Origin of the sequence: Herbidospora daliensis (genome assembly GCF_001570585.1) — a bacterium.
Lineage (GTDB): Bacteria > Actinomycetota > Actinomycetes > Streptosporangiales > Streptosporangiaceae > Herbidospora > Herbidospora daliensis.
In genome coordinates this window covers 936,768-962,867 of the sequence record NZ_BBXF01000002.1, presented here as the reverse complement: position 1 = coordinate 962,867, position 26,100 = coordinate 936,768, and the positions used below count along the sequence as shown (strand labels likewise).

General features: G+C 71.4%; 26 protein-coding genes. 13 read left to right on the top strand and 13 right to left on the bottom strand.

The window, feature by feature from the left end; all coding sequences use genetic code 11:
* Positions 1-43: 43 nt before the first annotated feature.
* The 4 genes from AW274_RS10890 to AW274_RS10875 are packed head-to-tail and all read left to right on the top strand — an operon-like array spanning position 44 to position 4,492.
* Positions 44-490, top strand: a complete 447-nt coding sequence (locus AW274_RS10890) for a (2Fe-2S)-binding protein (RefSeq protein ID WP_062430915.1) — start codon at positions 44-46, stop codon at positions 488-490.
* Positions 483-1,463: an FAD binding domain-containing protein gene (locus tag AW274_RS10885; RefSeq protein WP_062430914.1), complete on the top strand. Its 981-nt coding sequence runs from the start codon at positions 483-485 to the stop codon at positions 1,461-1,463. The genes AW274_RS10890 and AW274_RS10885 overlap by 8 nt, the downstream gene beginning before the upstream one ends.
* Entirely contained in the window at positions 1,460-3,667 is a 2,208-nt protein-coding gene (locus AW274_RS10880; protein WP_062430913.1) for a xanthine dehydrogenase family protein molybdopterin-binding subunit, read from the top strand. Before AW274_RS10885 ends, AW274_RS10880 begins: the two co-directional genes overlap by 4 nt.
* Positions 3,668-3,724: 57 nt before the next feature.
* Positions 3,725-4,492, top strand: coding sequence for a hypothetical protein (locus AW274_RS10875; protein WP_062430912.1), 768 nt, complete (start codon positions 3,725-3,727; stop codon positions 4,490-4,492).
* On the opposite strand, the gene AW274_RS10870 is transcribed toward AW274_RS10875, so the two are convergent.
* Complete coding sequence (locus AW274_RS10870) at positions 4,489-5,811, bottom strand: serine/threonine-protein kinase (RefSeq protein WP_198169128.1); 1,323 nt, start codon at positions 5,809-5,811, stop codon at positions 4,489-4,491. The two genes, AW274_RS10875 and AW274_RS10870, sit on opposite strands and share 4 nt — an antisense overlap.
* An 80-nt stretch (positions 5,812-5,891) precedes the next feature.
* Here AW274_RS10870 and AW274_RS10865 point away from each other — a divergent pair, with 80 nt between their 5' ends.
* The gene (locus AW274_RS10865) at positions 5,892-6,494 is read left to right on the top strand and encodes a TenA family protein (RefSeq protein ID WP_062430910.1); all 603 of its coding nucleotides are present in this window, start codon (positions 5,892-5,894) and stop codon (positions 6,492-6,494) included.
* Here the strand turns inward: AW274_RS10865 and AW274_RS10860 are convergent.
* The 6 genes from AW274_RS10860 to AW274_RS10835 all read right to left on the bottom strand — a co-directional run bounded on the left by AW274_RS10860 (position 6,491) and on the right by AW274_RS10835 (position 10,481).
* Complete coding sequence (locus tag AW274_RS10860; protein ID WP_232320067.1) at positions 6,491-6,994, bottom strand: hypothetical protein; 504 nt, start codon at positions 6,992-6,994, stop codon at positions 6,491-6,493. The two genes, AW274_RS10865 and AW274_RS10860, sit on opposite strands and share 4 nt — an antisense overlap.
* A gap of 10 nt (positions 6,995-7,004) precedes the next feature.
* The gene (locus tag AW274_RS10855) at positions 7,005-7,544 is read right to left on the bottom strand and encodes a hypothetical protein (protein ID WP_062430908.1); all 540 of its coding nucleotides are present in this window, start codon (positions 7,542-7,544) and stop codon (positions 7,005-7,007) included.
* A gap of 17 nt (positions 7,545-7,561) precedes the next feature.
* Complete coding sequence (locus AW274_RS10850; RefSeq protein WP_062430907.1) at positions 7,562-8,404, bottom strand: PhzF family phenazine biosynthesis protein; 843 nt, start codon at positions 8,402-8,404, stop codon at positions 7,562-7,564.
* Positions 8,405-8,412: 8 nt separating this feature from the next.
* The gene (locus AW274_RS10845; RefSeq protein WP_157520008.1) at positions 8,413-8,862 is read right to left on the bottom strand and encodes a DUF3307 domain-containing protein; all 450 of its coding nucleotides are present in this window, start codon (positions 8,860-8,862) and stop codon (positions 8,413-8,415) included.
* Positions 8,863-8,946: 84 nt separating this feature from the next.
* Complete coding sequence (locus AW274_RS10840) at positions 8,947-9,603, bottom strand: Crp/Fnr family transcriptional regulator (protein WP_062430905.1); 657 nt, start codon at positions 9,601-9,603, stop codon at positions 8,947-8,949.
* Positions 9,600-10,481: an LLM class flavin-dependent oxidoreductase gene (locus tag AW274_RS10835; RefSeq protein WP_062430904.1), complete on the bottom strand. Its 882-nt coding sequence runs from the start codon at positions 10,479-10,481 to the stop codon at positions 9,600-9,602. Before AW274_RS10835 ends, AW274_RS10840 begins: the two co-directional genes overlap by 4 nt.
* A gap of 82 nt (positions 10,482-10,563) precedes the next feature.
* On the opposite strand from AW274_RS10835, the gene AW274_RS10830 reads away from it, so the two are divergent.
* Entirely contained in the window at positions 10,564-11,703 is a 1,140-nt protein-coding gene (locus AW274_RS10830) for an MFS transporter (RefSeq protein WP_062430903.1), read from the top strand.
* Between the two features lie 17 nt (positions 11,704-11,720).
* Here AW274_RS10830 and AW274_RS10825 read toward each other — a convergent pair whose 3' ends face one another.
* Together AW274_RS10825 and AW274_RS41900 are read right to left on the bottom strand one after the other, a co-directional pair.
* Positions 11,721-12,626 carry a hypothetical protein gene (locus AW274_RS10825; RefSeq protein ID WP_157520006.1) on the bottom strand — a complete coding sequence of 302 codons (906 nt, stop codon included), beginning with the start codon at positions 12,624-12,626 and terminating at the stop codon, positions 11,721-11,723.
* 25 nt (positions 12,627-12,651) lie between these two features.
* On the bottom strand, positions 12,652-12,933 hold the full coding sequence (locus tag AW274_RS41900; RefSeq protein WP_232320131.1) for a hypothetical protein: 282 nt from the start codon (positions 12,931-12,933) through the stop codon (positions 12,652-12,654).
* Between AW274_RS41900 and AW274_RS10820 the strand changes: the two genes are divergently transcribed.
* From AW274_RS10820 to AW274_RS10810, 3 genes are all read left to right on the top strand, one after another.
* Positions 12,814-13,791: an NAD(P)-binding domain-containing protein gene (locus AW274_RS10820; protein ID WP_232320122.1), complete on the top strand. Its 978-nt coding sequence runs from the start codon at positions 12,814-12,816 to the stop codon at positions 13,789-13,791. The two genes, AW274_RS41900 and AW274_RS10820, sit on opposite strands and share 120 nt — an antisense overlap.
* Positions 13,792-13,868: 77 nt before the next feature.
* Positions 13,869-14,819 carry an ATP-binding cassette domain-containing protein gene (locus tag AW274_RS10815; RefSeq protein WP_062430900.1) on the top strand — a complete coding sequence of 317 codons (951 nt, stop codon included), beginning with the start codon at positions 13,869-13,871 and terminating at the stop codon, positions 14,817-14,819.
* A 13-nt stretch (positions 14,820-14,832) separates the two neighbouring features.
* Positions 14,833-15,657 (top strand): ABC transporter permease, encoded by an 825-nt coding sequence (locus tag AW274_RS10810; protein WP_062430899.1) that lies wholly within the window; start codon positions 14,833-14,835, stop codon positions 15,655-15,657.
* Here AW274_RS10810 and AW274_RS10805 read toward each other — a convergent pair.
* A complete protein-coding gene (locus tag AW274_RS10805) occupies positions 15,639-18,626 on the bottom strand; it encodes an AfsR/SARP family transcriptional regulator (RefSeq protein ID WP_198169127.1) in 2,988 nt (995 codons plus the stop codon). The genes AW274_RS10810 and AW274_RS10805 overlap by 19 nt on opposite strands.
* 91 nt (positions 18,627-18,717) lie before the next feature.
* Between AW274_RS10805 and AW274_RS10800 the strand changes: the two genes are divergently transcribed.
* Together AW274_RS10800 and AW274_RS10795 are read left to right on the top strand one after the other, a co-directional pair.
* Positions 18,718-19,578 carry a DUF4429 domain-containing protein gene (locus AW274_RS10800; protein ID WP_062430898.1) on the top strand — a complete coding sequence of 287 codons (861 nt, stop codon included), beginning with the start codon at positions 18,718-18,720 and terminating at the stop codon, positions 19,576-19,578.
* Positions 19,579-19,588: 10 nt separating this feature from the next.
* Positions 19,589-20,455 carry an aldo/keto reductase gene (locus tag AW274_RS10795; RefSeq protein ID WP_062430897.1) on the top strand — a complete coding sequence of 289 codons (867 nt, stop codon included), beginning with the start codon at positions 19,589-19,591 and terminating at the stop codon, positions 20,453-20,455.
* On the opposite strand, the gene AW274_RS10790 is transcribed toward AW274_RS10795, so the two are convergent.
* Positions 20,439-20,897: an NUDIX domain-containing protein gene (locus AW274_RS10790; RefSeq protein WP_062430896.1), complete on the bottom strand. Its 459-nt coding sequence runs from the start codon at positions 20,895-20,897 to the stop codon at positions 20,439-20,441. The two genes, AW274_RS10795 and AW274_RS10790, sit on opposite strands and share 17 nt — an antisense overlap.
* Before the next feature lie 104 nt (positions 20,898-21,001).
* Here AW274_RS10790 and AW274_RS10785 point away from each other — a divergent pair, with 104 nt between their 5' ends.
* Positions 21,002-23,209, top strand: a complete 2,208-nt coding sequence (locus AW274_RS10785) for an MMPL family transporter (protein WP_062430895.1) — start codon at positions 21,002-21,004, stop codon at positions 23,207-23,209.
* A gap of 49 nt (positions 23,210-23,258) precedes the next feature.
* On the opposite strand, the gene AW274_RS10780 is transcribed toward AW274_RS10785, so the two are convergent.
* Positions 23,259-24,110, bottom strand: coding sequence for a PD40 domain-containing protein (locus AW274_RS10780; protein WP_062430894.1), 852 nt, complete (start codon positions 24,108-24,110; stop codon positions 23,259-23,261).
* Positions 24,111-24,168: 58 nt separating this feature from the next.
* Here AW274_RS10780 and AW274_RS10775 point away from each other — a divergent pair, with 58 nt between their 5' ends.
* Positions 24,169-25,377, top strand: coding sequence for an MFS transporter (locus tag AW274_RS10775; RefSeq protein ID WP_062430893.1), 1,209 nt, complete (start codon positions 24,169-24,171; stop codon positions 25,375-25,377).
* Here the strand turns inward: AW274_RS10775 and AW274_RS10770 are convergent.
* Positions 25,329-26,063 (bottom strand): MBL fold metallo-hydrolase, encoded by a 735-nt coding sequence (locus AW274_RS10770; RefSeq protein WP_062430892.1) that lies wholly within the window; start codon positions 26,061-26,063, stop codon positions 25,329-25,331. The genes AW274_RS10775 and AW274_RS10770 overlap by 49 nt on opposite strands.
* Between the last annotated feature and the right edge of the window lie 37 nt (positions 26,064-26,100).

Below are 26,100 nucleotides of genomic sequence, written 5' to 3'. Positions count from 1 at the left end.
GGTCCCCACCCCGATGGTTAGCGTCGCTACAAAGGGGGACCTCATGACCACGCTGACCGTCAACGGCACGGAATATCCGCTGGACCTGGCCGACCCCAGGGTCACTCTCCTCGACGCCCTCCGCGACAGACTCGACCTCACCGGCACCAAGAAGGGCTGTGACCAGGGCGCCTGCGGCGCCTGCACGGTGCTCTGCGACGGCAGGCGGGTCCTCGCCTGTCTCACGCTGGCCGCGCAGTGCGACGGGCGGGAGATCACCACGATCGAGGGCCTGGAGTCCCATCCGATGCAGGACGCGTTCGTCCGGCACGACGCCTTCCAGTGCGGTTACTGCACGTCGGGGCAGATCATGTCGGCCGTGGCGCTGCTCGGGGAGAACCGGGCCGGTACGGATGCCGACATCCGCGAGTACATGAGCGGCAACCTGTGCCGCTGCGGGGCCTACTCCAACATCGTCGCGGCCGTGCGGGAGGTGGCGCGTCATGCGTGAGTTCCGCTACGAGCGGCCCTCCACGGTCGCCGAGGCGATACGGGCCGTCGCGCACGACCCGGAGGCCGACTTCCTGGCGGGCGGCACGACCGAGGTCGACCTGATGAAGGACGGCGTCTTCCATCCCGACCTGCTGGTCGACATCACCCGGCTGCCGCTCAGAGGGGTGCGCAGGAACGGGACGATGCTCCAGGTGGGGGCGCTGACCACCATGGAGGAGCTGGCGGCCGACCGGACGCTCATGGAACGGGCGCCGTTCGTCGTGGAGGCGCTGCTGCGCGGGGCCTCGGTGCAGTTGCGCAACATGGCGACCATCGGCGGGAACCTGCTGCAGCGGACCCGGTGCCGCTACTTCCGCGATCCGGCCGTGCCGGCGTGCAACAAGCGGGAGCCGGGGTCGGGCTGCGAGGCGGTCAACAGCGTGGCGCGCATGCACGCCATCCTCGGCGCGAGCCCGGCCTGCATCGCGTTGCACGCCTCCGACATGGCGGTGCCGCTGTCGGCGCTCGACGCGGTGGTGCACATCCAGAGCGAGGAGGGCGAGCGGCTCGTACCGCTGACGCAGTTCTATCTGATGCCCGGTGAGACGCCCGACCGGGAGAACGTGCTGCGGCACGGCGAGCTCATCACGGCGGTCGACATCCCGTTGCCGCCGGAGGGGACCAGGTCGATCTACCTGAAGATCCGGGACCGGGCCTCGTACGAGTTCGCGCTCACCTCCGCCGCCGTCGCGGTGGTCATGGACGGGCCGGTCATCAAGGAGGCCCGGGTCGCCATGGGCGGCGTCGGCACCATCCCGTGGCGCGGCTTCGAGGCCGAAGAGGTGCTGCGCGAGGCGCCCGCCACCCCCGACACCTTCCGGAGCGCGGCCGACGGCATGATCCGCGACCCGTTCATCGTGCCGGGCACCGCGTTCAAGGTCGAACTGGCCAAGCGGACCCTGATCCGCGCCCTCACGGAGGTGACCTCGTGACGACTATCCAGCAGCCGCGCATCCTGGGAGCGGGGGTCGACCGCGTCGACGGGCCGCTCAAGGTGACCGGCCAGGCCAGATACCCCAACGACTTCAACCTGCCCGGCATGGCCTACGCCGCCGTGGTGCGTTCGACCATCCCGTCGGGGCGGATCAGGCGCATCGACACGACGGCCGCCGTGAAGTCGCCCGGCGTGCTCGAAGTGATCACCCACGAGAACGCCGACCACCTGGGCGAGGCGCCCGCGACGTTCATCAAGAACCCGCAGCCCCCGCTCCAGGACGACCAGATCCGCTTCTACGGCCAGTACGTCGCCGTGGTCGTCGCCGACACACAGCAGAACGCGACCGCCGCCGCGCGGCTGATCGACGTCGAGTACGACAACCACGAGGCCATCCTCGACCCGCACGACCCCAGGGCCGAGCGCATCAAGGACCCGTGGGGCGAGGACACCGCCTGGGGCGACGTCAGGACGGCGCTCAAGCGGGCCCCGGTGATGATCGACCAGACGTACACGACCTCGGAGAACACCAACAACCCGCTGGGGTTGTTCACCACCCTCGCGTCGTGGGACGGCGACACGCTGACCCTGCACGACTCCAACCAGTGGCCGAACATGATCCAGCAGGTGGTGGCCGCGATGTTCGGCGTCCCGCGAGACGCCGTGCGGGTGCTGACGCCGTTCGTCGGCGGCGGGTTCGGCGCGGGCTTGCGGTGCTGGTCGCACATCCCGCTCGCGGTGATGGCCGCCCGGCACGTCGGCCGCCCGGTGAAGCTGGAGCTGACCCGGCCCGAGATGTTCACCGGCCTCGGCCACCGGACCAGCAGCATCAACTGGATCAGGCTCGGCGCGACCCGCGACGGCCGGCTGACCGCGATCGAGCACGAGAGCCTCACCACGCTCCCGCTCGACGGCGACGAGTACGAACCCTGCTCCTCGGTGTCGGCCTCGGCCTACGCCAGCCCCAGCGTCACCACCCGCGACCAGCAGGTCAGGCTGAACATCCCGTGGACGAACTTCATGCGCGCCCCCGGCGACGCGCAGGGCAACTTCGCGCTGGAGTCGGCCATCGACGAACTGGCCTGGGAGGTCGGGCTCGACCCGCTGGAGATACGGCTGCTGAACTACGCGGAGGTCGACCCGAAGACCGGGCGTCCGTGGTCGAGCAACGCGCTGCGCCAGTGCCTCGAAGTGGGCGCGCGGCGGTTCGGCTGGTCGAACCGGAACCCCGAGATCGGGTCGATGCGCGACGGGCACGAGCTCGTCGGCTACGGCGTGGCCGGGGTGAGCTTCTTCTGGTACCAGCAGCCGTGTTCGGCCAAGGTGATCGTCAGGAGCGACGGGTCGGCGTACATCCGCAGCGCCGTCACCGACATCGGGACCGGCACGTACACGATCATGTCGCAGCTGGCGGCCGGGCTGCTCGGGCTGGAGGTGAGCCAGGTCGAGATGCAGCTCGGCGACTCCTCGATGCCGGTGGGCACCGCCGCCGGCGGCTCCGGCCTGACGGCGGCGCTCGGCAGCGCCGTGCACGACGGGTGCGGGCGGCTGATCCAGAAGTTCGTCGACCTGGCCGGGACCGACCCGTTCTCGCCGCTGGCCGGCGTGCCGTTCGAGGACGTCGAGGTGTCGGAGGGCCGCCTGTTCCGCAAGGGCGAGCCGACGCGCGGGGAGTCGCTGGCGCGCATCCTGGCCGTCCACGGCCTGACCGAGCTGTCGGCCGACGGCAGCTCGACGCCGAACACGCCCGAGCAGATGGGCATGACCCCCGCCGGGGCGCGCGGCGCCCGGTTCGTGGAGGTGCGCGTCGACGAGGACCTCGGCCGGGTCAGGGTCGCCCGGATCGTCACGGTCAACGACGGCGGCCGGATCCTGAACGAGAAGCTGGCCCGCAGCCAGATCCTCGGCGGGACCGTCGGCGGGGTCGGCATGGCGCTGTTCGAGGACACGGTGACCGACAAGGACACCGGCCGCATCGCCAACGCGACCTTCGGCGACTACCTGATCCCGGTCAACGCCGACATCCCCGACGTGCACGTCGAGTTCGTGGGGGAACCCGACGCGTTCAACCCCATCGGGGTGAAGGGGGTCGGCGAGATCGGGCTGGTCGGAGTAGCCGCCGCCATCGCCAACGGCATCTTCCACGCGACCGGCAGGCGCATGAGGTCCCTGCCGATCACGATGGACGCCGTCATGGAATGAGCGCAGGGAGGGCGGCCGGAAAGCCGACTGCAAGCCGGATTGAGCACCATTGGTGACATGAAGGCCGCTCTCCCCCTCGCCGTCGTCTTCCTCGCACTGACCGGCTGCGCCGCCGTCTCCGGCGAACAGCCCGCCACCACCACCGTCGTCAGCACCGCCACGCCGGAACCCGCCTCCTCGCCCGAGGAGTCGGCCGCGCCCGATTCCCCGGCCGTCGTCGCCGACGGCGCCGAGATCTCCGCCGAGCTCACCCGCGCCGGACAGCGTGACAGCTACCCGCTCGACCTGGGCGAGGCCCGCGAGTTCTACGTGACCGACATGTCCGGCGACGGCATCGAGTTCCAGATCGTCTCCGAGGTCGACGGCGAACCGATCAGCCCCTCCGGCTTCGCCCTGTCGTGGGGCTCCACCGTCGTGAAGCTGACCAAGACCGGAACACACCGTCTTGAGGTGTACGGCCAGACGAACGTCGTCGGCCCCTACAGCTTCCGGATCGCCACGGTGAAGGTGCGCGACATCCCCACCACGATCGGCCTGAACATCAACGGCCAGCTCGACGTGCCCGGCCGGATCGACCGCTACGAGTTCGACTCCGACGGCGCGAAGGCGATCAAGCTCATCGGCGGCAACGGCGCGTGCCAGGCCATCGAGGTCGAACTCGTCGACGCCGCCGACAAGAGCATCGCGACCGCGCGCCAGCCGATCCCGCTGTGCGGCTACGAGGCGCCCATCCCGCTCGCCAACGGCGACGGCGCGTACGCGCTGGTGGTCAGGTCGGGAGCGGCCAAGACCGGCGGGTACACCTTCCAGCTCGCGCGGGCCTAGCCCTTCTGCAGAGCGCCCTTGTAGAGGGCGGAGCCGCCGCCCTCCTGGCCCTCGAACTTCATCATCGCCGGATCGGCCAGCACGAGGGTGATGTCGCCGCCCACGCACTGGCCGGCCTGCACGATGGACATCTCCAGGACGGCGCCGTTCTCGCGGGTCGAGCGGAGCCGCACGTCCTGCTCGCAGTCGGCCCGCCGCCAGGTGCCGCTCTGCTCTCCGCCGTCGAGCGTGAGGGTGACGGGGAACGTGGTGGACCCGTCGCGGACGACGTCGCCGCTCCAGGTCCCGGCGAACGACTCGGGGATGCCCTCGGCCGGGACCGGGGCCGGAGCCGGGCCGGTCTGGCTCTCGACGGCCGGTTCGGGGCCGGTCTGGGCGCCGGTCTGGGCGCCCGTCTCGGGGGAGCCGTTCAGGGCCGTCCAGAGGATGCCGGCCGTCACCGCGACGGCGAACCCGACACCCGCGGCGGCGGCCAGCCGCGACGCGGGGCGGCGGCGTTTCGGGGTCAGCACGGCCGTCTGCGGCCCGACGCCGATCAGCATCACCCACAACTCGTGGGCCGTCGGCCGCGCCTCGGGGTCTTTGGCCAGGCAGTGGGCCAGGGTCTCGCGCAGCGGCGACGGCACGCCGTCGAGGCGGGGGGCGGTGTTGAGGATGCGGCTGAACACGGCCGCGACGGTGTCGTTGCCGAACGGCGGCTCGCCGGTCGCGGCGTAGACGATGGTCGCCGCCCACGAGAACACGTCGGCGGCGGCCGACCCGTGGACGCCGCCCAGCTGCTCAGGGGCCATGTAGGGCGGCGTGCCGGAGATGGAGGTCGGCATCGTGCTCGCGTCGGCCAGCTGGGCGATGCCGAAGTCGACCACGCGCGGGCCGTCGGGCCCGAGCAGCACGTTGGCCGGCTTGAAGTCGCGGTGCACCACCCCGGCGCTGTGCACGGCCGCCAGGGCGGCGGCGGTGTTCACGGCCAGCCGGTCGAGCTCGCCGTCGCGCAGCGGCCCCCGCTCGCGCACCCGGTCGTAGAGCGACGGGCCGTCGATGAACTCGCTCACCACGAAGGGGGCGGCGGCGTCGAGCTCGGCGTGCAGGATCCGGGCGGTGCAGAAGTGCGCCACCCGCCGCGCCGAGTCGAGCTCGCGCGCCAGTCTCCGCCGGATGGCGGGGTCGCTGCCGCCGCGCACCAGCTTCACGGCGACGCGCTCACCCGCGGGGGAACGGGCGTCGTACACGATGCCCTGACCGCCCTCGCCGAGACGCCCCACGAGCTGGAAATCGCCCAGGACGTGCGGGTCTCCGGGCTGCAACGGGCCAGCGGGCATGCGTCCTCCCCCGGGCGCTCGTGACGTCCACACCATAGCGCCCGGCGGAATCGTCGGACGTGGCGGGTAAAAATGGGAGCGTGTCGCTTTCCACCGAACTTCACAGCCTCGGCCGTCCCCTCGTGGAGCGGCAGCTCGCCCATCCGACCGTCCGGGGGATCGCCGACGGCAGTCTGCCAGAGGCCGCCTTCCGGGCCTGGCTGGAACAGGACTACCTGTTCCTGCTCGACTACGTCCGGGTCTTCTCCCGGCTCGCCTGGCAGGCCCCCGACGCCCATCTGGGCGACCTGGTCGACCTCGCCTACTCGACCTTCCACGACGAACTCTCCCTGCACCGGTCGATGTCGGCCCGCTACGGCGCCGACCTCAACACGGCCGCCAAGGGCAAGGCGTGCGCCGCCTACACCGAGTTCCTCATCGACAGCGCCGCCCACTACGGCGAGGGCCTGGCGGCGCTCTACCCGTGCATGTGGGGCTACTCGACCCTGGGCCAGGCCCTGGCCGAGACCGCAGCGCCGCGCTACCGCGCCTGGGTCGAGACCTACGCCGACCCGGGCTTCGAGGCCCTCACCGAACGCATCGCCAAGATGATCGACGAAGCCGACGTCCATCCGGGGCGGGCCAGGGAGCTGTTCCTGCGCGGCATGGAACACGAGATCGCGTTCTGGGACGTCACGACCTAGTCCGCGAGCGGGTCGACGTTCCACGCCTCGGGGAGGTCGGCCTCGCAGAAGACGCAGACGAAGTCGTCCTCCCGCACGATGTTGAGCTCCCGGCACCGGGGACATCCGCGGAAGACGACGGCGTGCGTGAAACCGGGAGGGTGCGCCAGCCCGGCACGGTCCAGCGCCTCGGCGACGGCCGGCCACGAGCTCGTGTCAGGGCAGTAACCGGTCGACTGGTTGCTCACTTCGGCGACCACCCAGTGGCCCGCTTCGCGGCTGAACCTCATCTCGCCCGCGCTCAGCACCCGGCGGCCACCCGCGCACACCACGTGCTCACTGCGGCGGGACGCCACCCGCAGCAGCCCGTCGAGATCGACGACGAAGGTGACCGGCTCGGCCGGCTCACCGGCCCAGTCGTCGAGGTCGGCCACCGAGCGAATGAGTCGGCCCTCGGCGTCCGGCCTGACCAGGGCCGCGAGTTCGGGCGGCCCGACATATCGGTAGCTTCGGCGTCGCACGGTGGACAACCTAGAACGACTCCCACCAGCGTGGCGCTTCGTCGTCAGGCCTGTCAGGGCTGGCGAAGAAGAACGGCACACCGAGCCTGCGGGCCACCGCCTGGCCTTTGTCGACGGCTTCGGCGGCATGGTCGAACGCGGCCAGTTGCCGCTCGCCGAAGCTGCCCGGACGCCGGACGATCGCGAGCAACCGTACGAACCAGCCCTGTGTGTCGCCGTCCCACAGCGCCTCGATCGCGACCACGGGGTCGCTGATCGTGTTGGCCGCTTCGATCAGCCGCGGCGCCTGGACCGGCGGTTCTTCGGGATCGACCAGGCCCTGTTCGGCCAGCCACTCGAATCGTCGCCGCAGCATCTCCTGCGCGTCATGAAGGCCGGGCACGGGATCCAGCCCGCCTTCGCGACGCAACAGGCCGACGCCTGCGATCAGCCGCCGTCGCCGGAGGTGCTCGTCGAGCTGATCACGGACCCGGGCGGGCAGCGCCGCCCAGTCGGTCGTCGGCGACTGCCAGGGCCCCGCCGACCAGGGCCGCGACAGTGCCGGTTTCAAGAATGCCTCACTTCTTGTCAAATCTCCGTGAAGCGGACGGCGCGGCCGCTCACTCTGATGCGCTGGTCGTCTGGGAGCGGGGCGGCGGTCAGCAGGCTGGGGCGGCCCATGTCGGCGCCCTGGTGGATGGTGACGACGTCGTCTTCCTTGATCAGGGCCAGGTCGCGGAGGTAGCCCGTGAAGGCCGCGGCGGCGGCGCCGGTGGCCGGGTCTTCGACCACGCCGCCGGGCGGGAACGGGTTCCTGGCGTGGAAGATCACGGGTGACTCGGCCCAGAAGAGGTTGACGGTGATCCAGTCGCGGGCGGCCATCAGGGCGCCGAGGGCCTCGAAGTCGTAGTCGAGGGCGGCCAGGAGTTCGCGCGAGGCCAGGCCCACGACCAGGTGGTTCATGCCGGCGTTGGCGACGTGGACCGGGAAGGCCGGGTCGAGGTCGGCCGGGGTGTAGCCGAGGGCTCGCAGGGCCGCTTCGACGTCGGCGGGGTCGGCCGGGCGGGTGGTCGCGGGGGGCGAGGTGAGGGTGGCGGTGACGGGGCCGCCGTTCGGCTCGGCGACCACGTCGACGTCGACCGGGCCGGCCTTGGTCGTCAGGTGGATGGTGCCGGAGCCGGTGCGTTCGCCGATCGCGACCGAGGTGGCGATGGTGGCGTGGCCGCAGAAGGCGACTTCCGCCAGGGGGCTGAAGTAGCGGATCGTGTAGGCGTCGCCGCCCTCGGGGAACAGGAACGCGGTCTCGGAGTAGCCGACCTCGGCGGCGACGGCGAGCATCTCGGCGTCGGTGCTGCCCGTAGCGTCGAGGACGACCCCGGCCGGGTTGCCTCCTGACGGGTCGGCGGTGAAGGCCGCGTACCTGAGGATCATGACGCCCCCTAGACGATGATCAGTGCCGAGACGAAGAGCCAGGCGAGATGCCAGGTCTGGTCAAGAACATACGCCCCCGTCCCGATCGACGGGTTGTCGTCGTGGCCGGGGCGCGGCACGCCCAGCGTGGCGAAGCGGCCTCGGCCGGTCTTGGCGGCGAGCCACTGGATCGGCCAGCGGCGGTCGGCGATCCAGTGGGTGACGCCCGTGACGGCCAGGCCGATCGCGAGGTCGGCGGGGGCGAAGACCGCGCCCAGTTGCCAGACCAGCACCATCAGGCCGACGAAGGCGAGCACGACGTGCGTGAGCACGTGCCACGTGTTGGCCAGCCGGCCGGCCCAGCCGGGCTGGATCTTCGTGCAGGCCTGGTGGTCGGTCTGGATCCAGTGGTCCACCAGCATGTGGGTCGTGTAGAGCGTGACATAGACGGCGGCGAACTCCGCCAGGCGGTCGCTCATGTCCACATCCGTCCTTCCCGCACCAATCCGCAACATGATCGACAGTAGGGCGGGCTGCCGGGAAGTTCTGTGAACCAGTACTCACTACGACTGACGTGCGCGGCGCCGCAGTCCGTCCATGTCATTGATAAGTACGCGCCGGCGGCCCGTCTCGATCAGACCTCGGTCACGCAATCCGCGCAGCGCCTTGTTGACGGCCTCCCGGGAGGAGCCCACCCAGCTGGCCAGTTCGTCCTGCGAGAGCGGCAGTTCGAGGCTGACCCCGCCCGGCACCGGCTCCCCGTAGCGCTCGGCCAGCTCCACGAGCCGGTTGGCGACCCGGACGGCGGTGTCGAGCACGCCGTACTCGATGCGCTTGCGGTCGGCGTCGCGCAGGCGTTCGGTGACCGTGCGCATGATCAGCACCGCGACCCGCCCGTTTTCGCGGAGGAACCCGGCGAAGTCGCGGATGGCCAGGCCCTCGACCGGTTCGACCGCGGTGACGGTCGCCGAGCGGGGCTCGCCGTCGATGGAGGCCATCTCGCCGACGACCGCTCCGGGACCGCGTACGGCCAGCACCACGTCGGTGCCCGACTCGGACGCGGCCGAGATCTTCACCTTGCCCGACAGGACGAGCAGCACCCACGTCGAGGGGTCGCCCTGGGTGAAGACGATCTCGCCCCGGGCCCAGGTGCGGGTCCGGCCGCGGGTCCGCAGGTCGATCTGTTCCTGGGGGGTGAGCTTGTCGAACAGCTCGGTCATGACGCCCTTCTGAGTTCCGGCAGCACGTCTGCCGCCACCGCGTCGAGGACCGATTCGTCCCCGGCCCAGATTCCAGTCTCGCGCGGCCAGGGCGCGGCCATGTCGGTGTAACCGAGTTCGGCAGACCTTCCTACAAAATCGCGATAACACTCGACACTCGACAACGAATAGACAGGGGCGGAGTCCGACTGCAGGAACCGCCGCACCCCCTCGCGCGGACGCCCCGCGTCGGCCAGCGCGTCGTCGAACCGGCGCGCGGATTCGGCGACCGCGTCCCACCACGCGTCGAGCGTGTCGAGGCCGCGTCCGCCGAGGGTGACCCAGCCGTCGCCGAAGCGGGCGGCCAGCGCCATCGCCTTCGGCCCGTCGGCGGCCACCAGGAACGGCAGCCGGGGACGCTGCACGCACCCCGGCGCGTTGCGGGCCTCGACCGCCTCGTAGTAGTCGCCCGACCACGACACCCGCCCCTCGCGCAGCAGCAGGTCGAGCAGTTCGACGAACTCGGCGTAGCGGGCGTACCGGCTGGCGGGTTTCCAGCCCATGACGGCGTCATCGTAGCCGCCCCCGCCGCCCGCGCCGATCCCGAGCGTGAAGCGGCCCTGCGAGAGGTCGTCGAGGGCGGTGAGCTCGCGGGCGAACGGCACCGGGTGGCGGAAGTTGGGCGAGGCGACCAGCAGGCCGATCTCGATGGTCGAGGTCACCATCGCCGCGGCCGACAGGGTCGGCACCGAGCCGAACCACGGGCCGTCGATGAGGGTGCGCCAGCCGAGGTGGTCGAAGGTCCAGGCGTGGGCGAAGCCGTAGGCCTCGGCGGCTCGCCAGCGGCGTTCGAGCTCGGGGCGGCGGTGTTCGGGCAGGATCGTGATTCCGGCACGCATGTAACCATCGTGACATGCGGGCCAATTCCCCACATTTCCGATCGGTCTTCTAACCTGGCGGGACCGATCGAAAGGACCCCTGTTGGCCCCCGACCTGACCCGGGCCCGATTAGGAACGACGTCGTCCTTCGTGTTGTGCGGCATCATGTCCGGCACGCTGACGGTCCGCGTCCCGGCCATGACCGACACGATCAATCTCAGCAAATCCCAGCTCGGCATCGTGCTGCTCGCGTGGGCGGTCGGCGGCCTGCTGGCCATGCAGGGCTCCCGGCCGATGCTGCGCCGCCTGGGCAGCGGCCGGTCGCTCACCCTGGCGATGCCGCTCAGCGCGCTCACCCTCGCCGGGGTGGCGCTGGCGCCCGACTACCTCGCGCTGATCGTCGCGGCCGCCGCGTTCGGCGTGGCCGTGGGCCTGTTCGACATCTCGATGAACGCCCAGGGCGCGGTCGCGGAGAACGCCTCCGGCCGGTCGCTGATGAGCGGGTTCCACGCCGGGTGGTCCATCGGGGCCATCGCGTCGGGGGCCATCGGGATCGGCGCGATCAGGCTGGGCCTGTCGTTCCGCGACCACCTGATCGTGGTGGCGCTGGCCAGCCTGCCGGTCGCGGCGGCGCTGGCGCGCACGTACCTGCCCGACCCCGGCGCCGACGACGGCGGCGCGGCGGTACGCCGGCGGCTGCCGCCCGTGGTCTACGTGCTGGGCGTGGTGGTCTTCGCCGCGTTCATGATCGAGGGGATGGTGGGCGACTGGAACGGTCTCTACCTGCGCGACGTGCTCGGCGCGCCCGAGTCGCTGGCCGCCCTCGGCTATCCGCTGTTCGCCGGCGGCATGCTGGCCGCGCGGCTCGCCGGCGACCGGCTGCGCAGGCGTTACGGCGCCGCCGCGTGCCTGCGCTTCGGCGGGCTCGTGGTGGCATTGTCGTTCGGGGTGGTGATCAGCGCGCCGGTGGCCGAGGTCGCGCTGGTCGGGCTGCTGGTCGCCGGGGTGGCGATGGCCACCGTGATCCCGTTCGCGTTGTCGCTCGCGGGCGGGGCCGACCCGGCGCAGTCGGGGCCTGCCATCGCGCAGACGGCCGCCATCGGCTACGCCGGGCTGCTCCTCGGACCAGTCCTCATCGGGTTCCTCGCCGACGCGACGTCGCTTCGGCTGGCCCTTTCTGTGGGACTGGTCCTCGGAGCGGTGATCTGGTTGTCAACCCGCTATCTACCGGCCGACTCCTGAGAAATCAGGAGTGAATCTCAGGAGTGGGCCAGGCAGCTCGACGAGACCGTGACGACGGTCGGCAGGCTGCCGGTGTTCATGAACTGCATCTGCCACTGCGTGCCGCTGGCGGCACTGCGGATGGGCGCCATCGGGACGCCCTGGCTGAGCAGCGGAACGGTCCACGAACCGCCGACCAGCGTGCTACCCGCGGGGCAGCTGCCGCCGCTGACCTGAGCGTTCAGCTGCGGAAGCAGGGTCACCGGCTTGCCGGCGACGTGCACGACGCCGGTGATGGTGGTACCCGCGACGGCCGGACCGGCCGAGCCGCCGGTGGCGCCGCCACCGAACTCGTCGTCGAAGCCGTCTTCGTCGTCGAGGCCGTCATCGCCGGTCTCGTCGTAGAAGTGGCCCTCGACACAGTGACGGTCGTGGTGACCCGACGCACCGACAGCCAGACGCTGCGCCGACCCGGGGGCGACGTTCGCGCCCTCGAGGCCCTCGAAGCCGTTCATCGTCGGCGGCTCGAGCGGAACCAGCGGACGCTGGTGGTGGTGGTGCGGACGGTGGTGGTGCTTGCGCGGCTTCTTCAGGTGCTCGTGCTCGTGGTGGATGTGCTTGTTGAAGCAGCGGTCGTGGATGATGTGGTTGTCGTGCTTGTGGTGGTGGTGCCTGTGCACGAAGTGGCGCCTGTGGTGGTGGTGCTTGTGCAGCCAGTGCTTCGTGTGGAAGATCCGGTGGTAGTGGTGGATGTGGTGCCATTCAATCTTCGGGCGAATGCGGATGTGCCGCTTCTTCACCCGGTACTTGATCACCTTGACTCTCTTGGCTTTCTTGTACTGCTTAACCGGTGCGTGGCCCATGATCTGGGTGTCGGAGACCGGGGCAGCTTGCGCGGGAAGCGCGACGCCCATGAAACCGAGGCCCATGATTAGGGCGATCATGTACGTTCCGTACCTCATGTGCCGATCATGCAATATCCGGACGGATCTCCTTTAGCAGCACACACAAAGCCACGGGAAAGCTCGGCCAGTAAATGCCCGTTAAATCGGGAAGTTTCACGGGGTTGCCTTGGTTGAGTAGGTCGTGATCGATGTCGATGTTGTGGTGATCGGGGCTGGTCAGGCCGGATTGTCCGCTGCGTACCACCTGCGGCGGTTCGGTTTGTCGCAGGTCGTGCTCGACGCGGAGGACTCCCCCGGCGGGGCGTGGCGGCACCGATCCCCCACGCTGACAATGGATCGGGTGCACGGCATCTTCGATTTGCCGGGCATGGCGCGCCCTTCCGTCGACCCGGCGCGACCGGCGGCGGAGGCCGTACCGGAATATTTCGCCGCTTATGAAAGTCAAATGGGTTTGGACGTCATGCGGCCGTACAAAGTGGGAAAAGTCGAGCCCGGATTCACGGTCGACGGGAAATGGCGCGCCCGGGGAATCGTGAACGCCTCCGGCACGTGGACCCGCCCGCACTGGCCCTTCTATCCCGGGCGTTTCGACGGCAGGCAGCTCCACTACGCGTCCTATGATGGCCCGGCCGATTTCGCCGGCCGCAACGTCGTGGTCGTCGGCGGCGGGCATTCCGCGATGCACGTCCTGTCGGAGGTCGGCGCGGTGGCCGCCTCGACACTCTGGACGACACGCCGGGAACCCGACTTCCGCCCCGAGGGCTTCGACGGCCGCGACGCCGTGGCGCTCGTCGCCGACCGGGTGCGCGCCGGGCTGCCGCCGCAGAGCGTGGTGAGCGTGACCGGCCTGACCTACACGCCCGTCGTCCTTGCCGCCCTCGAACGCGGCGTGCTGACCCGCCGCCCGATGTTCACGCATCTCGTGCCCGGCGGCGTGTCGTGGGGCGAGGAGGTCTTCCCCGCCGACGTCATCGTCTGGGCCACCGGCTTCCGCGCCGACCTTCGCCACCTGGCCCCGCTGAAGTTGCGCGAACCCGGCGGCGGCATCCGCGTCGACGGCACGCGGGTCGTGCGCGAGCCGCTCGTCCACCTCGTCGGCTACGGCCCCTCGGCCAGCACGGTCGGCGCGAACCGGGCGGGTCGCGACGCGGCCCGCGACCTGGCCCGCCGGCTGGCTCCGCACACCTCGCTGAGAGCGGGCTGAGACGCCGCTGAGGCCCAGCTGAGGCGTGACAGCCCGCTGTGCGCGGGATGACAGCGGCGGGCTCCACCCTGGGAGGCATGGAATACGCATTCGAGGCCCGGGGCCTCGTGAAACGCTACGGGAAGACGACCGCCCTGGCCGGGCTCGATCTCTCCGCCCCGCAGGGGACCGTGCTCGGGGTGCTCGGCCCCAACGGGGCCGGCAAGACCACCGCCGTCCGCATCCTCGCCACGCTGCTGCGCCCCGATGAGGGCCGCGCGTTCGTGGGCGGCCTCGACGCCGTCAAGGACGCCGCCAAGGTCCGCCGCCTGATCGGCCTGACCGGCCAGTACGCCTCCGTCGACGAAGACCTGACGGGCATGCAGAACCTGGTCCTCATCGGCCAGCTGCTCGACCTGCGCAAGAGCGAGGCGATCGCCAGGGCCACCGAGCTGCTGGGCGAGTTCGGGCTGGCCGAGGCGGGGGCACGGCAGGCCAAGACCTACTCGGGCGGCATGCGCCGCCGGCTCGACCTGGCCGCCAGCCTCGTCGGCCGCCCCGACGTCATCTACCTCGACGAGCCCACCACCGGCCTCGACCCGTCGAAGCGCGACGACGTGTGGAACATCGTGCGCGGGCTGGTCAAGGACGGCGTGACCGTGCTGCTCACCACGCAGTATCTGGAGGAGGCCGACGCGCTGGCCGACGAGATCACCGTCGTCGACCACGGCCGGTCGATCGCCCACGGCACCCCGGCCCAGCTCAAGCAGATCGTCGGCGGCCAGACCATCCTCGCCCGCCCGGCCGACCCGGCGCGCCTCGCCGAGACCGAGGCCATCCTCACGGGCGTCTCCGGCCGTCCGGCCGAGTCGCCCAGCCGCGGCGTGGTCACCGTGCCCGTCGACGGCGACGCCCAGTTCACCGAGGCGGTGGCGCGGCTCGCCCAGGCCGGCGTGTCGGTCACCGAGCTCTCCCTGCGTCTGCCCAGCCTCGACGAGGTGTTCTTCACCCTCACCGGCCAGCGCGCCACCGACGAAGAAGCGGCCTGAGAAGGAGTCCCCCATGACCACGACCACGCTCTCCCCTGTACAGCCCCCCAAGCCCGCCCCCACCCGCGCGCAACCACGCCCTTTCGGGCTGGTCAGACATAGTCTCGCCCTCGCGCGGCGGAGCTTGATAAAGACGATCAGGACACCCGAGCAACTGCTCGACGTGACCCTCCAGCCGATCATCTTCGTGGTGCTGTTCGTGTTCCTGCTCGGCGGCGCCATCGCCGGCGACACGCACCAGTACCTGCAGTTCCTGCTGCCGGCGATCCTCGTGCAGACCGTCGTGTTCGCCTCGGTCGCGACCGGCGTGAGCCTCAACACCGACCTCAAGAAGGGGGTCTTCGACCGGTTCCGCAGCCTCCCGATCGGCCGGTCGGCGCCGCTGATCGGGTCGGTGCTCGGCGACCTGATCCGCTACGTCGTCGCCACGCTCTCCCTCGCGATCTGCGGGCTGGTGCTCGGCTTCGACCTGGTCAACGGCATCGTGCCCGCGCTCGCGGCGGTCGTCATGACCATCGCGTTCGCGTTCTGCCTGAGCTGGGCGTTCGTCCTGCTCGGGATGGTGCTGCGGGAGCCGGGCGCGGTGCAGGGCGTCGCGTTCCTGACCATGTTCCCGCTGACGTTCGGCACCGGCATGATGGCCCCGGTCGACACCCTGCCCGGCTGGCTCCAGTCGTGGGTGCAGATCAACCCGGTCGCCCACGCGATGGAGGCCGCCCGCGGCCTCATGATCGGCGGGCCGGTGGCCTCCCACGTCGTGTGGGTCGCGGCCTGGGGCGTCGGCCTGCTGGCGGTCTTCGCGCCGCTGGCGGTGCGGGCCTACCGGCGCAGGACCTGATCGATCGCGGCCGCCCGGTCGAGGGCCGCGCCCTTGCCGTAAGCCTGCTGATAGGCCTCGTCTCCGAGGGCCTCCCGCAACTGCACGGAGATCCGGAAGACGTCGGGGTTGTACGCGTCGGGGGCGCCCCGGAGCTGCTCGCTCGCGCCGAGCATCCGGGCCGCCCCTTCGGCGTTCCCGCGGACGCCCTCCACCTCGGCGGCCAGCACCCCCACCCGGGCCAGCACCGGCCGGTCGCGTACCGAGTCGGCCAGCACGGCGGCCTCGGCGGCGGCGGAGGCGGCGGCCTCCAGGTCGCCCTCGGCGACGGCCAGGTGGCCCAGGCACGTCAGCACCAGCGCCCGGAACTGCGGCGAGACGATCCCCGACTCGTCGACGGCGACGGCCGCCTCTTCGTACTGGAAGCGCGCCTCGGCCAGGTCGCCCACCTCGCGGGCGAGGTCGCCGAGCCCGATGCGGGAGAACGCGGCGTCCCTGATCGACCACTCGTTGCGGCTCGACTCGGCCATCAGCCGCAGTTCATGGCGGGCGCCGTCGACGTCGCCCTGGCGGCTGCGGGCGGTGGCCAGGTACATGCGCTGGTGCCCGGCGTCGTCGTCGGGGTTGAGCAGCCGGGTCAGTTCGATGGCCTCCTCCAGCGACTTCACCACCAGGTCGAAGTCGCCGAACAACATGGCCGCGTCGGCGATGAACGTCAGCGCCTGGGCCAGCCCCCAGCGGTCGCCGACCTCGCGGAACCCGGCGGCGGCCTCGCGCAGGTCGGCCAGCATGCCGTTGGGGTCGCCCTCGTTCTCCAGCATGAACGCCCGGAACATCTGCAGCATGGCCCTGCTCCACGGCTCGGCCACGGCGAGAGCGCGGTCGATCGCGGCCAGGCCCCCGTCGGTGTCGTCCTGGAACAGGTGGTAGATCGGGGTGATCAGGCAGAGCAGCGGGTCGTCGTCGATCTCGGCCTGCCGGGAGATCTCGCCGAACCGGGCGATCAGGCCCTCGACGTCTTCGACCGGCTGGCTCATCAGCGAGTTCAGCAGGTACATCATCGTGGTGATCAGCCACGCGTTCCGGTCGATCTCGCCGTCGAGGTCGAGCGCCGACTTGAGCCAGGGCACCGACTCCGACCGGCGGCCGGTGATCATCCAGAACGTGCCGAGCGCGGCGGTCATCCGGGTCGCGGTGGCGGCGTCACGGCGCTCGATGGCGTAGTGGAAGGCGGCCAAGAGGTTGTCGTGGTCGGTGCCGAGGACGCGGATCCAGGTCAGCTGCCCGTGGCCGCGCATCTGGTCGGCGCCCTGTTCGGCCAGGTCGAGGAAGTAGCGCGTGTGGGCGCCGCGCACCGCGTCGACCTCGCCGCGTTCGGCCAGGCGTTCGAGGCCGTATTCGCGGATGGTCTCCAGCATCCGGTAGCGGGGGCCGTCGATGAGCTGGAGCAGCGACCGGTCGACCAGGCCGGCCAGCAGGTCGAGCGAGCCGCCCACCGCCTCGGCCGCCTCGGCGGTGAAGCCGCCGGGGAACACCGCGAGCCGTTCGGCCAGGTCGCGCTCGTCGTCGCCGAGCAGGTCCCAGCTCCAGGCCACCACCGCGCGGAGCGTCTGGTGCCGGGCCATCGCGGTCCGGCTGCCGCCCGTCAGCAGCCGGAACCGGTCGTCGAGCCGGGCGGCCACCTGCTCGACGGTGAGCGAGCGCAACCGGGCCGCGGCCAGCTCGATCGCCAGCGGCAGGCCGTCGAGGCGGCGGCAGATCTCCCGTACGACCGGCGTGTTGGCCTCGGTGAGGGCGAACCCGGGACGCACCGCCTCGGCGCGATCGAGGAACAGCCGGACCGCCGGTTCGTCGGCCAGCGGCGGCACCGGCCAGAGCGACTCGCCGAAGATCCCGAGGGCCTCGCGGCTGGTGGCCAGCACGGTCAGCCTGGGGCACAGGCCGAGCAGTTCGTCGGCCAGCCGGGCGGCGGCGTCGATGAGGTGCTCGCAGTTGTCGAGCAGCAGCAGGCCCTCGACGCCCGACAGCACCTCGACGATGCGGGCGACGGTGCCCTCCTGCGCCTTGGTCTGGCCCGCGCCCACGGCGGCCAGCACCGCCTGCGGCACGTCGTCGGGGTTGGTGACGGGGGCCAGCTCGACCAGCCAGACCGGCCGGTCGAGGCCGGCGGCGACCGTGCTGGCGAGCCGGGTCTTGCCGGCGCCGCCGGGGCCGACCAGGGTGACCAGGCGGCTGTCGGCCAGCCGCCGGGCGATCTCGGCCATGTCGTGGTCGCGGCCGACGAAGCTGGTCAGCGGGGCGCGCAGCACCGGCCGTCCCCGGCGCGGCGCGGGCTCCTCGCGCAGCACGGCCAGGTGGGCCTCGCGCAGTTCGGCGCCGGGGTCGACGCCGAGTTCGTCGGCCAGGGAGTGGCGCACCTCCTCGAAGACGCTCAGCGCCTCGGCCCGCCGTCCCGAGGCGGCCAGCGCCCGCATCAGCAGGGCGTGCACCCGTTCGCGCAGCGGATGGCGGGCCGCCAGGTCGCGCAGCTCCGAGACGACCGGCTCGGCTTCGAGGCGGTCTTCGGTGGCGGTCAGCCAGGCCTCGTCGAGACCGGCCACGGCGGCGTCGGCGAACGGCGCGTCGGCGACGTCGGCCAGCGGACGGCCCCGCCAGAGCGCGGCGGCCTCGCCCAGGAGCCCGGCCGCCCGCCGGTGGTCGCCGGCGGCCAGCGCGGCGCGCCCGCCCGAGGCCAGGGCGGCGAAACGGTGGGCGTCGACGTTCTCCTTCGGGAGCGTCAGCCGGTAGCCGCCGGGTTCCGATCGCAGCGCCGCCGGGTCGGGCAGCACCCGGCGCAGCCGCGACACGAGCGATTGGAGGGCGTTGGCCCGGTCGGCCGGGGGCGCCGCGCCCCAGAGGGCTTCGGCCAGCTCGTCGTGGGTGATCAGACGGCCGGGGTCGAGCGCGAGCCGTACCAGCAGAGCACGGAGGCGGGCTCCGCCGATCGTCACGGCTTCGCCCCTGTCGGACCGCACTTCGAGCGGTCCGAGAATCCCCACGTGCATATCACCCACTGTGCCACCAGATGCGTAAGATCCGGCCATGACCGAGGTGTTGGTACGGGACGGCACGTGGACCTTCAACGGCGACATGATCCGGATCGTGCCGGCCAGGGACCGCAGCGTGAACAAGCTTCGCCAGGCCCTCGGCGAGCTCGTGGTGCCGCTGGCGGCGGTGGCCGGAATCGCCTACCAGCCCGGCCGCAAGGGCGGCCTGCTGAAGTTACGCATGCGTGAGGGCGCCGACCCGTTCACCCAGGCCACCGGCGGACGCCTCCCCGAGGCCGCCGACCCCTACCGGCTCACGATCGACGCCAACCGGTCGGGCGCGGCCGAGTACTTCGCCGACGAGGTCCGCGCCGCGCTGCTGGCCGAGGGGGTGCCCGACGGCCCCTGCGTCCGCTACCTGATGGCCGGGCCGCCGGTGCCGCTGACCGCGAACGCCTCCGACGGATTGATCACCTTCGACGGCGACGTGATCATGATCGAGCGCAACTGGGCGGCCGACGGCACCAAGCAGAAGGCCGGGCCGCAGCGGATCCCGCTGGCCGACGTCGCCGGCGTCGAGTGGATCCCCAACAGCGGCGTGGAGAACGGCTGGCTCAGGTTCGCCCGCAAGAGCGAACCGGCGGCCCGGCCGCCGATCAAGCACGACCCGTCGGCCCTCACCCTCTGGGGCATCAGCAGCAAGAAGACCGGCACCGTCGCCCTGCTGGTGACCGCCGTGCTGGCCCGGCTGCCCCATCCGCTGGCCGAACCGCCCGCGATCGAGCCCGCGCCCGCGGAGGACGACCACGACGTCGTGCTGCGCCGCCTGCGGGAACTGGGCGCGCTGCACCGCGACGGCGTGCTGACCGACGAGGAGTTCGCGACCGCCAAGCAGGCGCTGCTGAAGCGTCTGTAAAGCTGGACTCATGAATACCCGTCGCATCGGAAGCCGTCAGGTCAGCGCCCTCGGGCTTGGCGCGATGCCCATGTCCACCGCCGGCCACATGCCCGACGAGGCCCAGTCGATCCGCACCATCCACGCGGCCCTCGACGCCGGGGTCACCCTCATCGACACGGCCGACGCCTACACGCCCTCGCACACCGACGTCGGCCACAACGAGCGCCTGGTCGCCAAGGCCCTGCACAGCTGGGGCGGCGACGCCGGGTCGGTCCTGGTCTCCACCAAGGGCGGGCACACCCGTACGCCCGGCGGCGGCTGGGGCAGGGACAGCCGCCCCGAATACCTGTTCCAGGCGTGCGACCGTTCGCTGAAGGCCCTCGGGGTCGACTCGATCGGCCTGTACTTCCACCACCGGCCCGACCCGCAGGTGCCCTACGAGGTGGCGATCGGCGCGATCAAGGACCTCGTCCAGGCCGGGAAGGTCCAGATGGCGGGCGTCTCCAACGCCAATCCCGAGCAGCTGCGGGTGGCGCGGGAGATCCTCGGCGACGACCTGGTGGCCGTGCAGAACGAGTTCTCACCCCGGTTCCGCACCAGCGAGCCCGAGATCGACGTCGCCGACGAGATCGACATCGCGTTCCTGTCGTGGTCGCCGCTGGGCGGCATGGGCTCGGCGTCGGAGCTGGGCAGCCACCACGCCGCGTTCGGCGAGATCGCCGCCGCCCACGGCGTGTCGCCGCAGCAGGTCTCGCTGGCCTGGCAGCTGGCGCGCAGCCCGCGCATCGTGCCGATCCCGGGGGCCAGCCGCCCCGAGAGCATCCTCGACTCGCTGAAGGCGCTCGACCTGGAGTTGTCGGCCGACGAGCTCGACCGCCTCAACTCAGATAAGTGAACCCGCCCGACGCGCGCGCGGCGACGGAGGCGTGCAGCCGCCGGGCCTGCCACTCGGGCAGGATCTTGTCGGCCTCGGCCGGGGTGAAGAACCCCCAGTCGTCGAGCTCCTCCTCCTGGATGGTGATCCGCGCGCCGTCGGGCAGGGCCCCGCAGTCGAAGGTGAAGTGCACGAGCGGGAAGGGCCGCTCGTCCATCTCCGGCACCCAATGGACGACGAGCAGCCGCCCCACCGGGAGCGTCAACCCGACCTCCTCCCTGAGTTCCCGGGCGCAGGCCTCCTCAGGGGTCTCGCTCTCGTCGACGTGCCCCCCGGGCCAGCCCCACAGGTCGCGGTAGTTGGGTTTCACGAGCAGCACCCGGTCGTCGGCGTCGGTGACGAACCCGGCGGCGGCGGGGATCACGCGGTGGAGCCGGGCGTAGAACACGTCTGCGGGGATCACAGCCCTGAGGTTAGCCGGGGTTGTCCCCTAGCTCTCCGGAAGGAGGGCCGATCTCCCATCCACGCAGGAGGTTCCGGCGCCGATCGATTTCTACGGTCGTAGGCATGGTTCGGAATCGGAACATCGCCGCCCGGGTGGGCGGCTGGAGCGCACGCCACCGCTGGTGGGCGCTGTTGATCTGGGTGGCGTTCGTGGCCGGGGCCACGTTCGTCGGGGGCGCCGTCGGCACGGCGGAGATGAAGTCCTACGAGAGCGCCAACGGCGACTCGCGCGCCGCCGGGCAGATCCTCGACGGCGCCGGGTTCGTCGACCCGGCCAGTGAGGTCGTGCTGGTGCAGAGCACCAGGGTGACCACCGACGACCCCGCCTTCCAGCGGGCGATCGACGACGTGAAGCGCTCGATCACCGCGACCGGCCAGGTCGGCGAGATCACCTCCCCGGGGCCGGTGACGCCCGACGGCCGCACCACCCTGATCCAGTTCACCATGAAGGGCGACGCCGACACCGCCGCCGACCGGGTGAAGCCGCTGCTCGACGCGGTCGACGGCGTCCAGGCCCGCCACCCCGACCTGCGGATCGAGCAGGCCGGCGGGGCCAGCGCCGACAAGCTGATCGGCGAGGCCATCGACGCCGACTTCGTCCGGGCCGAGCAGCTCTCGCTGCCGATCACGCTGGGCATCCTGCTGGCCGCGTTCGGCGCGATCCTGGCCGCGATCATCCCGGTGGCGCTCGCGCTGACCGCCATCGTCGCCGCGACCGGCCTGCTCGCCCTGACCAGCCAGCTCCTGGCCGTCGACGCCGCCACCAGCAACGTCATGCTGCTGATCGGCCTGGCCGTGGGCGTCGACTACTCGCTCTTCTACATCATGAGAGAGCGGGAGGAACGGGCGAAGGGCCGCAGCAAGCAGCGGGCCATCGAGATCGCCGCCGGCACCTCCGGCCGCGCGGTGCTGATCTCGGGCATCACCGTGATCGTCGCCATGGCGGGCATGTTCCTGACCGGCAACGGCATCTTCATGGGCTTCGCCGAGGGCACCATCCTGGTCGTGCTGACCGCCGTGGTCGGCTCGCTGACCGCGCTGCCCGCGCTGCTGTCGCTGATCGGCGACAAGGTCGACGCCCGCGCGTTCCACGGCACCGTCCGGGTGCTGACCCGGGGGCGGGTCACCTGGCGGCGCATCCTGGGCGTGCGGGGCGGCGAGAGCCGCGTGTGGGGGGCGATCCTGCGGCCCGTGCTGCGCCACCCGATCATCTCGGTCGTGATCGCGGGCGGCTTGATGATCGCGCTGGCGGTGCCCGGCCTGAGCCTCAAGCCCGGTCCGCAGACGATCGACGAGCTCCAGGGCGACTACAAGATCGCCGAGACCTTCAAGGCGATCGACAAGGCCTTCCCCGGCGGCAACGAGCCGGCCGTGGTGGTCGTCAGGAACCCCGACACCGCGGCGATCGAGCGCCTCAAGGAGCGGGCGCTGACGTCCGGCCACTTCAACGAGCCGTTCACCGTCGACGTCAACCCGCGCGGCGACGTCGCCCGCATCAGCATCGGCATCAAGGGCACCGGCACCGACGCGGTCTCGGAGAACGCGATCCACGAGCTGCGCGACACGATCATCCCGGCGACCCTGCCGGGCGCGCACGTCACCGGGTCGACCGCCGGGTCGATGGACTTCAACGACCAGATGTCGGCCACCCGGCCGCTGGTCTTCGGGTTCGTGCTGCTGCTCGCGTTCCTGCTGCTGCTGGTCTCCTTCCGTTCCCTGGTGGTCGCGGTCAAGGCGATCCTGCTCAACCTGCTGTCGGTCGCGGCGGCCTACGGCGTGCTCGTGCTGGTCTTCCAGTGGGGGTACGGCGAGGGCGTGATCGGCTTCCAGTCGACGGGCACCATCACCGACTGGTTGCCGATGTTCCTGTTCGTCATCCTGTTCGGCCTGTCGATGGACTACCACGTGTTCATCCTGAGCCGGATCAGGGAGGCGTACGACAAGGGCATGCGCACCGAGGACGCGGTCGCCCACGGGATCCGCTCGACGGCCGGGGTGGTCACCAGCGCCGCCCTGATCATGGTGGCCGTGTTCGCGGTCTTCGCCACCCTGTCCCTGCTGACGTTCATGCAGATGGGCGTGGGTCTCGCGGCGGCGATCCTGATCGACGCGACGATCGTCCGCGCGGTGCTGCTGCCGGCCACGATGCGCCTGCTGGGCGAGTGGAACTGGTACCTGCCGCGCTGGCTGGACTGGCTGCCGACGTTGTCGCACGGCGACGACGACGATGACGAGCTGCCCGCTCCGGTCAAGGAGCCCGCGCTCGTCTAGGCAGGCCGCGGAACGGCCCGGCTCCGAGGGGGAGCCGGGCCGTTTTCCGTCAGAGCACCCGCAGCAGCGCGTACTTCCGGTACTGGAACGGCTCGGAGATCTTCCTGACGACCTTGAAGCCGGGGGAGAGGATCACCACCGTGTTGCGGGTCGCGCCCTTGACCCTGACGGCGAGGTTGCCGTCGTTCAGGTACATGGCCCCGATCAGGGTGCCCTTGACCGGCGGCGTCACCCGCTTGCCCGTCACGGTGTCGACGATGCGCGGGGTGTGCCAGAGCGGCCAGGTGCCGTCGCCGCCCTCGGTGTTGCGGCCCAGCGCGCGGTAGACCACCTTGCGCCCGTCGGGCGACAACGACTGCACGTGGTTGGCCCGGCCGACGCCCCTGGCCTTGCGCGATTTGCCGGTCGTGACGTCGAGCACGTGCACGCCGTCGGTGGTGCCGGTGTAGCCCGCCAGATAGCGGCCGTTGCCCGACCAGGCCAGGTGGCAGACGCCGTAAGTCCGGCCGACCGTCTTTCGGCCCCTGCCGTCGGCGCCGACGACGGCGATCGGGGCGGTGCCCTCGGTCGACATGACCGCGTAGGCGACCTTCGTGCCGTCGGGCGACCAGGCCGGGGTGGCGCACGGCGTGCCCGCCACCGCGCCCGACGCGACGACCTTGTCGGCCGAGCCGACCTTCACGTGCACCTTGCCGTCGATGTCGACGTAGGCCACCTTGCGGCCGTCCTGCGAGACCGAGAACTGGCCGTTCGGGTCGATGGTGTGCCTGGCGTAGGGCGTGTGGATGGTCACCCCTTGCTCGTACCGGTAGAACACCAGCCCCGACGGGAGAGCGGCCGCGGCGGGCGCGGCGGGAATGATCGCGACCAGGGCGGCGGCGACGGCGAGCAGTCTCTTCATGGCATGCGATCTTCGCACCGCTTCAAGGGCGAAAACGGTCCAAAGGTAAAATCCACCCATGCCGGGGACGCGGAAGGCCTACCTCTACTGGGGCGCCGGAGTCGTCGCCTACCTCGTCGCGGTCTTCCACCGCCAGACCCTCGGCGTCACCGGCCTGGAGGCCGCCGCCCGCTTCGACCTGGGCGCCGCCGGCCTGTCGGCGCTCGCGATGCTCCAACTGCTCGTGTACGCCGCCCTCCAGGTCCCCGTCGGCATCCTCGTCGACCGCCTGGGCTCCAAGAAGATGCTGCTCGCCGGGGCGCTCGTGCTGGCGGCCGGCAACCTGGTCTTCGCCTTCGCGGGCGGCGCGGCCGGGGCGGTCGCCGCGCGGATGCTGATCGGCGCGGGCGACGCGGCGACGTTCATCAGCGTGATCCGCATCGTGAACCTGTGGTTCCCGCCCGGCCGCAACCCTCTGATGGTGCAGACCACGGGGCTGCTGGGGGCGCTGGGGGGCATCCTGGCGGCCGTACCGCTGATCTCGGCCCTGCACGCCTTCGGCTGGCGCGACACCTTCCTCGGCGCGGCGGGCCTGAGCGCGGTCGCCTTCGCCGTGGTGGTCGTGCTGCTGCGCGAGGCCCGCCCGGGGAGGAACGCGGAGGCGCGCGGGCTGCGGGCCGCCTGGGCCGAGCCCGGCACCCAGCTCGGCCTGTGGTCGCACGCCGCCACCCAGTCGTCGATGGCGGCGTTCCTGCTGCTCTGGGGCTACCCGTTCCTGATCCAGGACCAGCGCCTGTCGCCGAACGCGGCCGGGGCGCTGCTGACCACGGTCACCGTCGTGTCGCTGGCCTGCAACCCGCTCTTCGGCTGGGTCGCCGGCCGCCGGCCGCACCGCCGCTCATGGTTGATCCTCGGCATCGTCGGCACGACCGCGGTCGTCTGGACGGCCGTGCTGCTCTGGCCTGGCCCGGCACCGTGGTGGCTGATCGTGCTGCTCATGGTGGTGCTGGCGACCAACGGGCCCGGCTCGGTGATCGGGCTCGACTTCGCCCGCACGTTCAACCCGGCCGAACGCATCGGCGTGGCGACCGGCATCGTCAACGGCGGCGGCTTCCTGGCCACGGTCTCGCTGCTCGGGCTGATCGGCGTCGGCCTCGACCTGCACGGCGACTTCCGGTGGGCGCTGGCCGCGCAGTATCCGATCTGGGCCCTCGGCGCGTTCCAGGTGCTGCGTTACCGTCAGCGCACCTTCGTGAAGGGCTCGGCCAAGTGGGAGGTCGCCAGGTAGGTCGCCCGGCCGAGCACGACCTGGCGGCTGGTCAGCGCCCGCTCGGCGTCGTCGTCGTAGTGGTAGCCGATCGTCGGGTCGGCCAGCTGCGCAGAGTGGTGCAGCACGTCGCCAGAGACGATCAGGTCGCCGACCAGGACGACCTGGTGGCCGGGGGTGTGCCCGGGGGTGTGCGCGACCCGGACGTTCTCGAAGAGGTCCCGCGAACCGTGGATGATCTGGAGCTGGTCGCCGAGCGGCTTGACGATGCGGTCGCGCATGAGCCCGCCGCCGGGCCAGTCGAGCTCGGCCTCCTGGAGCACGTGGCGCGCGTTGGCGAACACCGGCGCGCCGTCGGCGACGCAGCCGCTCACGTGGTCGCTGTGCAGGTGGGTGAGGATCACCGTGTCGACGTCGGCCGGGGCCACGCCCACCGCGTCGAGTTCCTGGAGCAGCCGGCCCGGGATGGGCGCCCAGCCCGCCGCGGGGCCGGTAAGGTCGCCGACGCCGGTGTCGACCAGGATGGTGTGCTCGTCGGTGCGCAGCAGGAAGCAGTGGAAGTGGAGAATCCACTCCTCGCCGTCGGCGAACGACCCACCGGGGAACAGTTCGGGCAGCGGCCGGGCGATGCTCGGCCCCATGGGCCCGACGGCATCACACAGCGGCGTGACCTCGACCCCGGCGAAGGTCATCGGTTCGTACGGCATTACCGCACTTTATTCTCCTACATGCTGTCATCGTGCA